The following is a 10492-nucleotide window of genomic DNA, read 5'->3' as shown; positions in this document are numbered from 1 at the left end:
CCTCGCATCAGCTGCTCAAGGAGCAGGTGGAGGCGGTCCTCGACTCACTGACCGGTCGCGAGCGCCGCGTCCTCCAGCTTCGCTTCGGCCTCGAGGACGGGCGGGCCCGCACCCTCGAGGAGGTGGGCAAGGAGTTCAACGTGACCCGCGAACGCATCCGCCAGATCGAGGCGAAGGCGCTCCGCAAGCTCCGCCATCCCTCGCGCAGCCGGAAGCTCAAGGACTACCTCGAATAGTGCTCATCCGGCGGCGGATGGGGGTCCGGGCGACCGAACCGGATGCGATGGGGCGGCAGTTCGCGCTGCTGCGCGGCTTCCGCGATCTCGAGGCTCGCCGGCTGACGTTCGGCGGCGCGCTCGGCGTCGTGGCGGTCGCCATCTTCGGGATCGCCGTGGCGGAAGCGAAGCCGGGACCGCTCGGGACACTCGCAGCATTCGCGGCCGCCGTCGGAGCATTCGTCGTCGTGACCTTCGGCGTCGCCTGGGTGTTCCGGCCCCGACCGATCGCGCGGGCGCTCGAGGCGTATCGCTGGAGTGCCCGCGCCGCTGCTGACCGGTGGCGGCGACTCACGGGCGAGCCGATCCCCCGGACGCCATCGGCGGCCCGGGCCTGGCTCGAGACGCATCCGGCAGTGCGCCGCCCGGAAGATCTCGCCCGGATCGAGCTGCTCGTCTGGATCGGCGAGTTCGAAGCCGCCCGGCGGGTCGTCGCGACACTCCCCGAGAGGACGCCGATGGAGCGCTTCGACCGCGCCCTCGAGCGGGCGTTCGTCGGCTTCGTCGCGGACCGCGACGGCGATCTCGAGCCCGTGCGCCGTGCCCTCGGCGAGCTTGAGGCGGGCCCGACGGCTTCGGACCCGGACCAGCTCCGCCTCGCGGATCTCCTCCTCGCGGTCGAGGATGCACGGCAGCGGGCCGTCTACGGCGGCGACTGGCTCGAGCCCCTCCTCGCCGCGCGCGATCGCCTCGGAGCGAGCGTGGACGGGCTCCTCCTCGGTGACCTGGTTCGCTGGACGGTCCGCCCGCTCGTCATCCTCGGCCTCGTGAGCGCCGCCGTGTCGTTCATCGCCGCGGGAGCGGTGCCGACGCACTGACGGTCAGTTCGAGTCGGCCCTTCGATCACTCCACCGGTGGCGCTCCAGGGTCGGAGCCGGTCGCAACCGGCAGCCCGGAGCGGCTCCAGTCACTGAACGATCCGGGGAAGAGGATCGGATCCGGCAGGCCGGCGACCCGCATCGCGAGCGCGTTGTGGCAGGCAGAGACACCGCTCCCGCACGACGTGACGACGTCGCGCCCGACCGCCCCCGAGTCGCGGCCACCGACGATCCCGAGCTCGGCGAAGCGTGCGGCAAGGTCGGCAGGTGAGCGGAACCGACCGTCCAGCCTGAGGTTGCCGTCCGTCGGCGCGCTCAGCGCCGTGGGGATGTGCCCGGCGACCGGGTCGATCGGCTCGATCTCGCCCCGGTAGCGTGCCGCGGCCCGGGCATCGAGGAGCGTCACGGAGCCGAGGCGCCGGCGGAGCTCGTCCCGCTCGATCGTCCGCCGCCAGGCGGGCGCCAGCGTGAGATGGGCCGCGGGATGGGGTGACGCATCGGTCGAGAGCGGGAGTCCGGCGGCGATCCAGGCCGGCAGGCCGCCATCGAGGACGGCGCTCTCCCGATGGCCGAGATCGTCGAGCATCCACCACAGGCGGGCGGCCACCCAGCCACCGACGTCGTCGCAGGCGACGACGAGCTGGCCGTCGCCGATGCCGAGCTCGCCGAGGCGGCCGGCGAATGTGGCGGGGTCGGGGAGGGGATGACGGCCCGGGCCGTCCGGTGCGACGAGGTCGGTGTCGAGGTCGACGAAGATCGAGTCCGGGATATGACCGGCGTCATACGCCCGCCGCCCGTCACCGGGTCGTCCCAGGTACCAGCGGACGTCGACGACGCGGACGGAGTCGGGTCGAGTGAGGCGCTCGGCGAGCGCCTCACTCGAGATGAGACTCAATGGCTGAGGAATTCGTTCATCGACGTCACGTTGAGGCTGTCCGAGGCGTTCCCGAGATACCCGAGGTGCCAGTTCTCCTCGATCGTCCGGAGCAGCGAGAAGTGGTTGTACGGTGTCGAGCTCGTGTAGTTGCGGACACCGTGGCGGGCGATGACGACGGCCGGCACGAGCCCGCCGCCGTACGTGCACGCGACCGGCGTCGGTGTGCCGGGGCAGACGAGGACGTTGCCGTCCGGCGTCCCGTGAGAACCGATGAACGCATAGCCGTTCGGGAGCACCGGGGAGTCGCAGCAACCCGCCGCGGTCTCCCACTGGTCGATGCTCGTGTTCGCGCCTACGAAGTCGTTCTCGTCGGTGACGATGAAGATGGCGCTGTTTCCGGTCCACGCCTTCGAGGTCATGATCGTATGGACCGCCGCTCCCACCCAGTCGTCCGCCTTCTTGACGAGGCTCAGATCCTTCGCGTCCTGGGTCGGAAAGGTCGTGCCGTAGGGGCACGGCGTGCCGTCGGCGCCCGTCGGGTCCACCGTCCCGTACACGCCGCCGTGAAGATCGTGGCACTGGTTCGGGCTGATCCACACGAACTGCGGGGCGTGCTTCGAGTTCAGGTCGGTCGCCAGGTCCGTGTACGGCTTGACGTTCGCCATCCGGGTCGGGTTGTTGCGGATGTCGTTGAACAGGACGAACGGGTTGTGCTTGCTCACGTAGAGCGGATTGGCCGAGCTCGGCGAGAAGTCGATCAGCTTATTGTCCGCCGGCATGGACTCCATGTAGGCGCCCCACGAGATGTGGTTCGCCGCGAGCTGGTCCACGAGATTCAGGTGGTCGAAGCGGTTGCTCGGGTTGTCGTTGTTGATGAACCAGTTGCTGCCGCTGATCGCGGAGACGTAGTTCGGCAGCGAGGGATGCGTGACCCCGTAGTACTGACTGGCCTGGCCGTACGCGTGGGCGAGGGCCGTGATCTTCGGGGCCGTCAGGTTGCCGTTCGAGTCGCGGTTGTCGATGACGTTCGCGGCGCTGTGGTTCTCGAGCATGATGACGAAGACGCGGCCGAGGCGTCCGTTCGAGTCGGAATGATCGCCGGCCCCGGGCAGATCCCCGGACCCGGACTGGTGGGCGGAGACGAGCGCTCCCGGAGCGACGAGCGCTCCGACGATCGCCAGGGCGGTCAGGAGGCGCCAGCCTCGATGGATCCGGACACGCGAGAGCAGGGACATCCGATCGACCTCCTCCGGTCTGTCGGGGCGACTGCGGCGGGGTCGCGATTGTCGCGCGCCACGTGGACCCCAACGGTGTCTGATGGCACCGCATCGTAGCGCGGGGCCCCAGCGTTGGTTCGGCGGTTTCGACGGGTCGGTGCGCGGAGGCACCGGCGGTTGCTTCGGCGCCTCGTGCTATGCTCCCCGCCGCGGCCGAGACGGTCGCCGACCGCCGGCCCGGCGGTCCTCGCTCCGGCGTAGCTCAGTGGTAGAGCGGGCGGCTGTTAACCGCCATGTCGTAGGTTCGAATCCTACCGCCGGAGCCAGTTACCCTCGGGACGCAGGCTGGTTGACGTCGATTCCGGACCTGCCCGCCGGTTTGTACCGCTCGGTCGGCGCGAATGCGCTCCGACAGCCTGCAACCAGAGTACAGGGAGGAGCTTCGGCAATGACGACCGCGCCGAAGCCTGTTCGTCGGCTACCTCCTGCCATCCGAGAATGTCATGCAGGTCATCGGCCCGGTCCTCGCCGTCTTTTCGCTCTTCGGCGGGCTCTTCGTCCCGCTCAGCCTCCTGCCCTCGGCCATGCAGGACATCGCCCCGTACATGCCGACCTACGGTGTCGCGTCGATCGCCCGCTTCCCGTTGGTGGGCGGTGCCTTCGATTGGAGCTGGCTCCTGAGCGTCGGCGTCTGGGCCGCTGCGTTCGCCATCGCCGCGATGACCCTCTTCAGGCGCGATACCCGCCGCGCCTGAGGTATCGGCGCAGTGGACCCGAACCCGGCCGCCCGGGGCCACTCGCTCATCGTCTCGCGCGAGCGCACGGGCGAGTACCACAGGTTGACCCGCCCGAACACTTCACGTGGACCTTCATCGTCGACATCGATGGCATGCGCGACCATGTGGGCATCGAGACGTGGGATCGCTTCGCTGCCATGCTGGCAGGGGACTGACAGACCCGGAGCCGGGCATCCCATACTGGTGGCTCGTGCTCGCCCGGCCCGACGTCATCCAGCCTCCCCCGACACCCCTCGCGAGGTGCCTTCCGCATGAATGCCATCACCGCCGAAGGCCTGGTCAAGACCTTCCGGAGCCGCGGGAGTGAGGTCCGCGCCCTCGACGGCATCGATCTGTCCGTTGCCGAAGGGACCGTCCTCGGCCTGCTCGGGCCGAACGGTGCCGGCAAGACGACCACGGTCCGGATCCTCGCGACGCTCCTCAAGCCGGATGCCGGCCACGCGACGGTCGCCGGGTTCGATGTCGTCCGCCAGGCCGATGAGCTGCGGTCGGTCATCGGCCTCTCCGGTCAATATGCCGCGGTCGACGAGAACCTGACCGGCCGGGAGAACCTGTGGATGTTCGGGCGGCTGTACCAGCTCAGCAGCGGCGACGCTCGCCAACGCGCCGGGGAGCTGCTCGAGCGGTTCGACCTGATCGCCGCCGCCGATCGCGTCGTGAAGACGTATTCCGGCGGGATGCGCCGCCGCCTCGACCTTGGCAGCGCCCTCATCGGCCGGCCGCGCCTCCTGTTCCTCGATGAGCCGACCACCGGTCTCGACCCGCGCAGCCGGCTCGGCATGTGGGACGTCATCCGAAACCTCGTCCGCGGGGGAACGACGCTCCTCCTCACGACCCAGTATCTCGAGGAGGCGGACGAGCTGGCCGACACGATCGCCGTGGTCGACCACGGACGGATCATCGCGCGCGGCACGTCGGACGAGCTGAAATCGCAGGTCGGTGACGAACGGATCGAAGTCGTCGTCCACGGCGGATCTGACATCTCGCGGGCGATCGAGGTGCTCTCACGCGACGGCGAGGGCGACGTGAGCGTCGACGACCACACCCGACGCCTCACGGTGCCGACGCGGGGTGGAGCCGTGGCGCTCGTTCAGGTCGTCCGCGATCTCGACGAGGCGGGGATCAGGATCGACGACATCGGGCTGCGCCGGCCGACGCTCGACGATGTCTTCCTCGCGCTGACCGGCCACGCCGCCGAGACCCTGGCGGGCGAGGACGAGAAGGAGCCGGCGATGGCCGGACGTGGCCAGGGGAGGACGGCATGAGCAACAAGACGATCCCCGCGAAGGAGGCTCGGGCAGGAGGCCGCCTCGGCACGACCATCAACGACAGCCTCATCGTCACCTGGCGCAACCTGAAGCGCATCCCGCGAATCCCGGAGCTCGCGATCTTCGCGATCCTCCAGTCGATCATGTTCGTCCTGTTGTTCGCATTCGTCTTCGGAGGAGCGATCCCGTTGCCGGGCGGGGGCAGCTATCGGGAGTACCTGATGCCCGGGATCTTCGCGCAAACGATCGTGTTCGCCGCGGCGACCACCGCGGTCGGCATGACCGACGACGTCCACAAGGGCATCCTCGACCGCTTCCGGTCGCTGCCCATGGCTCGCTCGGCGGTCCTGACCGGACGCACGCTGTCTGACGTCGCCTACAACTTCGGCATCCTCATCGTGCTCATGCTGTCCGGACTCGCGGTCGGCTGGACGATCAGGACCGGGCTCCCCGAGCTGCTCGCCGGTGTCGGCCTGCTGCTGCTCTTCGCCTTCGCGATGTCATGGATCGGTGTCTGGCTCGGGCTGTCCGTGCCCACTGTCGAGGTCGCCCAGCAGGTGGGCTTCACGGTCCTCTTCCCGATCACCTTCATCTCGAATGTCTTCGTCCCGCTGCAGTCCCTGCCGTCGTGGCTCCAGCCGGTCGCCGAGTGGAACCCGACGAGCACGCTCACGGCCTCGCTCCGTCAGCTGTGGGGAAACCCGAACCCGTATGCCTCGACGGGCTTTCCGGCGGAGCACCCGATCCTCGTGACGCTCCTCTGGGTCGTCGCGATCATCGCGATCTTCGGGCCGCTCGGCGTCCGGAAGTATCGCTCGCTCAGTCGCTGACGGGGAAGGCACGCTCGCTCTCGACGATGTGCCCGGGCCGGCCATGTCGTCGCGCGCCGATCCCCGAGGCTACCCGACCAGCGTCGTCACGATGAGGCCGATGGCCGCCAGGGCCATGATGATCGTGGTCGCCCACCCGAGAACGTTGAGCAGGCGACCGTTCGTCCGTGCACCCATCGCCGCGCGATCGTTCGAGACGAGCATGACGAGGACGAGGAGCGGCGCGGCGATGAGGCCGTTGAGGACCGCGCTCAGCACGAGGGCGGTGATCGGGTTGATGCCGAGGAAGTTGATGGCCATCCCCACGAGCGTCGCGGCGATGATGACCACGTAGAACTGTGGCGCTCGACGGAGCGTGCGATCGAGCCCCGATCGCCAGCCGAACGCCTCGGCCACGCCGTAGGCCGCCGAGCCCGTGAGGACCGGCACGGCGAGCACGCCGGCCCCGATGAGCCCGACGGCGAGCAGGAGCGCGGACGCGTCGCCGGCGATGGGGCGCAGGGCCTGGGCGGCATCCGTGGCCGAGGCGATGTTCGTCTTGCCTGCGGCGAACAGGGTGGCGCCGGTGGCGAGGATAATGAAATACGCCACCACCTCTGAGAAGACCATCCCCGCGATCGTGTCCCAGAGGGCGTACTTGAGCTCGAATCGCGATGCACCCTGACGTTGCCGAAGATGACGCCGCCCGATGCTGATCTCCTCTTCCACTTCCTGGCTTGCCTGCCAGAAGAACAGGTACGGCGAGATGGTCGTGCCGAGGAGCGCGACGAGGATCCCGATGTAACCCGGGTCCAACCGGATCGTCGGGACGAGCGTTCCGACCAGGACGCGCACGACGTCGGGCCGCGCGAACAGGGCCGCCCCGATGTAGGCGAGGAGCGCCAGGGCCAGCCACTTGAAGACCCGCTCGATGAACCGATACGACCCGAAGACCTGGAGCCCGATGATCCCGAGGCTGACCGGCACGATGAAGAAGATCGCGGGGATCGGCACGAGGAGATTGATGGCCGCCGCGATGGCGCCGATATCCGCGCCGGCATTCAGGGTGTTGGCGACGACGAGGGCGATCACGGCCGGATAGAGGGCTCGGGGGTAGTGCTCGCGGAGCACCCCGGCGAGGCCCTTGCCGGTCACCAGGCCGATCTTGGCGCACATGTACTGGACGGCCGTCATCATCGGGAGCATGGCGAGCGTCGTCCAGAGCGTCGCGAAGCCGTACTGCGCGCCGGCCTGGGCATAGGTCCCGATGCCCGAGGGATCATCGTCCGATGCCCCGGTGATGAGTCCCGGGCCGAGGACCTTGCCGAGGCGCCGCAGTGGGTTCTTCTCGACCCGCAGCTCGGCCACCTTGGGATTGACCGGCCGGCCGGGGTCGATCCGAGGCTCGGCGGTGGCGGCGTCAACCTTCATGTTCGTCCCCGGGTCGCACCTGCCACGCGATCAGCTGGCGATACAGTGCCGACGCTCCCACGAGCGGGTCTTCCCCCAGCGCCAGGGCCGCCGGGCACAGGATGAACGGCTCGGTCTGCCAGCCGCCGAGACCGCCGTGCGAGCCGACGAGCTCCTCGAATCCGGTGACCTCCCCAGTGCCGCGGTCGACCGCGCCGAGCAGGATCAGGTCACCGGCGTTCGGGAAGCCATCGAGATGGCGGAGGTTCTCGGCCGCCTGCGGACCGTAGTCGTCGAGGAGGTCGCCGCCATCGGGCTCGCCCTCGGTCAGGTCGATCTGGCCGCGTGTCCCCATGGCCAGCACATGACCGGCAGCGGACCGCACGACGAGCGCTCCGATCCCTGGATGACGCGCCAGCGCCTCGATGAGGCCCGGGTACGCTGCCTCGATCGTTTCGCGGGTCATCCGGTCGGGCTGGCTCGAGAAGTAGACATGGGCCAGGTTGCCGGACGAGCACACCATGACGTCCGGTGGCGCCGCCGCCGGGCCGTGCCCCACTCGGTCCCCGGAGCGTCCCAGGGTGCGTGGAAGGCGCCGCGCCAGCAGCGGCCCCAGGCCGGAGCCCCGCCCGAATTCGGCCGCGATCCGCCGGCCCATGCCGGCCGATTCGGCCATGTCCGTCGTGCCGACGACGGTCATCGTGGCTGGCAGCAGCGCGGCGATGATCTCTTCGATCGGCCGGCCGTAGCGCTCCTGGAACGTGGCGCCCAGACTCTGGCCGTGGTCGGAGAGCACGACCAGGTGATAGGCGCGGCGGGCGTGTCGAGCGGCCTTCAGCAGCGACCCGATGCCCCGATCGATGCCCTCGAGCGCGTCGATCGCCTCCACGCGCTCGGGCCCGCTGTGGTGCGCGATCGTGTCGTAGCCCGTGTAGTCCACATAGATCGTCGGCGCCCCGCCGTACATCTCCTCGATGACCAGGGCGGTGGAGACCGTGCGCAGCGCGACATTGACGGCGGCTCGTTCGACGGCGTAGTGGAGGCCGCGGTGCATCCGCGGCTCGACCGATCGACTGCGCTGACGTTCCGCCTGATACAGTTCCTTGGCCAGCTCGCCCACCATGAGCACCACGAGGCGGATGTAGTTGACGGTGGTGACGAAGAAGCCGCGCAGTCGCCGGTCGTCACCGGCCGGAGCGCGCTCGGCGATGGTGGCCATGGTCAGGTAGGTGCGCGGAGCATCGCCGGTGACGAGGTTGCCGATGCCGGCACCATCGTCGGCCAGCAGGCCGGTGCCATCGCTGATGCGACGGACGATCTCCGCCGCATCCTCCGGGCGGTTGGCGACGAGCAACCTGGCGCTCGCCTTCTCGTACCACCGAAAGCCGGCGATCCCGTCGTTGCGACCGTGAAGGATGCCCGCCTGACTGGCCGGCGTCGTCGGCGGCAGGAGGGCGATCCAGGGGTGAAGCGTCGCCACGCCGTCGCGTACCAGCCGACCGAGCACCGGGACCCGTCCGGCCCGGATCGCATTGTGGAGGACGGGCAGGCTCAGGCCGTCGATCTGCACCACGAGCAGCCCCGGCGTGGGTTCCCCCGCGCGCCGGAAGTCACGCGCCACCAACCGCCGAACGAGCACGCTGTAGTAGGAATCGTCGTCACTCACCGCAACGAGCTCGGCGAACAGGTTGTTGAGCATCGTCACCACCACGGCGGCCCACACGGCGGTCGCCGTGCCGTCCACGTGGACGCCCGCCACCACCCGGCCGAGGAAGACGATGGCCACGAACTGGATGACCAGGCCCAGGACCTGTGCGATGAGGATCGGCCACGGCACGAGCAGCCAATGAAGGAAGACGGCGGAGGAGCTGTCGAGGACAAGCAGCAGGAGCCCGGCCAGCAACAGGGGGGCGAGTCCGTCGACGCCGAGCCCCGGGACGACGACCGCCGCGATTGCCAGCGCGAGGCAGGCTCCCGCGAACGACAGGATCGTGCGGCGCAGGATCGCCAGACGGGTCGGTCGCCACTCCCACATGAGGCGGGCCTGGAGCAGGTAGAAGGCGAGAACGCCGCGGTCCGGGCGCCCGGCGTCCCCGCCGACGTGCGGCATCACCGGCCGGGACGCTGGTGGAGCGGCATGGATCCGCCGGGTCGCAGGACGCGAACGTCGACCCCCGCTGCGCGTGCCGCAACGGCATCGCGGAAGGCCTCGCCCGGTCCCTCGAGGCCAGCCATCCGTCGAAGGCCGAGCGGCCAGAGGGTGCCCCAATGGATCGGCATCGCGATCGCGGGCCGGATCCGCGCCGCCGCCTCCGCCGCTCGTCGCGGGTCCAGGTGGCCGCGCCCGAGCGTGGGCCCCCAGCCACTCACCGGCAGGAGCGCCACGTCGACTCGCCCGGCCAGCTCCTCCATCGCGGGAAAGAGGTCCGTGTCGCCGGCGAAGTAGACGCTCGTGGATCCGGTGATGAGGACGCCGAGGGCGCCCTCCGCGGTCGTGAAGGGCGAGCGGCGACGGGGATGTTCGGCATGGACGGCCTCCAGGGTCAGGTTACCGATGGTGAGTCGATCGCCGGCCCGCAGCTCGTGGACGACGCCACGGGTCGCCCGTGCCACGACGCGCCCCAGGCCGACCGGGACGATGAGCGCCGGGTTGCCCGGAAGGGCGCGCAGGGATGCGAAGTCCAGGTGATCCAGGTGACCATGGCTGATGAAGACCGCCGTGAGGCTCGCGAGCGTCTCGGGGGGCACGGCCGGCACCACACGTCGGATGGTGCCCGCCGCCACGTGGCCGAGCAGCGGGTCCGTGAGGACGCGCACGCCGTCGAGGTCGACGAGGACGGTGGAGTGGCCGACGAACGTCAGCCGATCTGCCACCGCACGTGGCGGATGGGCGGCGCTACTTCCGACCAGCGGCCGCAGGCATGAGCGACGCCGTCGACGCCGCGAAGGCGCTGAGACTGGCGCCGCCCATGGTCCAGTGACTCGAGCCGGCGCAGCCGGTCCTCACATGCGCCGGGAGCG

Annotated in this window: 10 protein-coding genes and 1 tRNA gene; 6 read left to right on the top strand and 5 right to left on the bottom strand. The window is 69.8% G+C overall.

Annotated elements, in window-relative coordinates; all coding sequences use genetic code 11:
* On the top strand, positions 1 to 236 hold a 236-nt coding region (locus IVW53_15190), incomplete at its 5' end, for a sigma-70 family RNA polymerase sigma factor (GenBank protein MBF6606910.1).
* Positions 236 to 1093 carry a hypothetical protein gene (locus IVW53_15185; GenBank protein ID MBF6606909.1) on the top strand — a complete coding sequence of 286 codons (858 nt, stop codon included), beginning with the start codon at positions 236 to 238 and terminating at the stop codon, positions 1091 to 1093. The genes IVW53_15190 and IVW53_15185, both read left to right, overlap by 1 nt.
* A gap of 25 nt (positions 1094 to 1118) precedes the next feature.
* Here IVW53_15185 and IVW53_15180 read toward each other — a convergent pair whose 3' ends face one another.
* Positions 1119 to 1988, bottom strand: coding sequence for a sulfurtransferase (locus tag IVW53_15180; GenBank protein ID MBF6606908.1), 870 nt, complete (start codon positions 1986 to 1988; stop codon positions 1119 to 1121).
* A complete protein-coding gene (locus IVW53_15175) occupies positions 1985 to 3205 on the bottom strand; it encodes a hypothetical protein (GenBank protein ID MBF6606907.1) in 1221 nt (406 codons plus the stop codon). The genes IVW53_15180 and IVW53_15175 overlap by 4 nt, the downstream gene beginning before the upstream one ends.
* A gap of 233 nt (positions 3206 to 3438) precedes the next feature.
* Here IVW53_15175 and IVW53_15170 point away from each other — a divergent pair.
* The 4 genes from IVW53_15170 to IVW53_15155 all read left to right on the top strand — a co-directional run bounded on the left by IVW53_15170 (position 3439) and on the right by IVW53_15155 (position 6082).
* Positions 3439 to 3513 (top strand) — tRNA-Asn (locus IVW53_15170).
* Positions 3514 to 3690: 177 nt separating this feature from the next.
* Complete coding sequence (locus IVW53_15165) at positions 3691 to 3942, top strand: hypothetical protein (GenBank protein MBF6606906.1); 252 nt, start codon at positions 3691 to 3693, stop codon at positions 3940 to 3942.
* Positions 3943 to 4235: 293 nt separating this feature from the next.
* Positions 4236 to 5249, top strand: a complete 1014-nt coding sequence (locus IVW53_15160) for an ATP-binding cassette domain-containing protein (protein ID MBF6606905.1) — start codon at positions 4236 to 4238, stop codon at positions 5247 to 5249.
* Positions 5246 to 6082 carry an ABC transporter permease gene (locus tag IVW53_15155; GenBank protein MBF6606904.1) on the top strand — a complete coding sequence of 279 codons (837 nt, stop codon included), beginning with the start codon at positions 5246 to 5248 and terminating at the stop codon, positions 6080 to 6082. The genes IVW53_15160 and IVW53_15155 overlap by 4 nt, the downstream gene beginning before the upstream one ends.
* 69 nt (positions 6083 to 6151) lie before the next feature.
* Here the strand turns inward: IVW53_15155 and IVW53_15150 are convergent, their stop codons facing one another.
* From IVW53_15150 to IVW53_15140, 3 genes are read right to left on the bottom strand one after another with little or no spacing between them, the layout of a single operon-like run.
* Positions 6152 to 7492 carry a divalent metal cation transporter gene (locus IVW53_15150; GenBank protein ID MBF6606903.1) on the bottom strand — a complete coding sequence of 447 codons (1341 nt, stop codon included), beginning with the start codon at positions 7490 to 7492 and terminating at the stop codon, positions 6152 to 6154.
* The gene (locus IVW53_15145) at positions 7482 to 9584 is read right to left on the bottom strand and encodes an alkaline phosphatase family protein (protein ID MBF6606902.1); all 2103 of its coding nucleotides are present in this window, start codon (positions 9582 to 9584) and stop codon (positions 7482 to 7484) included. The genes IVW53_15150 and IVW53_15145 overlap by 11 nt, the downstream gene beginning before the upstream one ends.
* Positions 9581 to 10333: an MBL fold metallo-hydrolase gene (locus IVW53_15140; protein ID MBF6606901.1), complete on the bottom strand. Its 753-nt coding sequence runs from the start codon at positions 10331 to 10333 to the stop codon at positions 9581 to 9583. Before IVW53_15140 ends, IVW53_15145 begins: the two co-directional genes overlap by 4 nt.
* Positions 10334 to 10492: the final 159 nt, after the last annotated feature.

This window comes from Chloroflexota bacterium (genome assembly GCA_015478725.1).
In the GTDB taxonomy this organism is placed as follows: Bacteria; Chloroflexota; Limnocylindria; order Limnocylindrales; family CSP1-4; genus C-114.
Note: the sequence above shows the minus strand (reverse complement) of the source record. Positions and strands in the feature narration are given on the sequence as shown.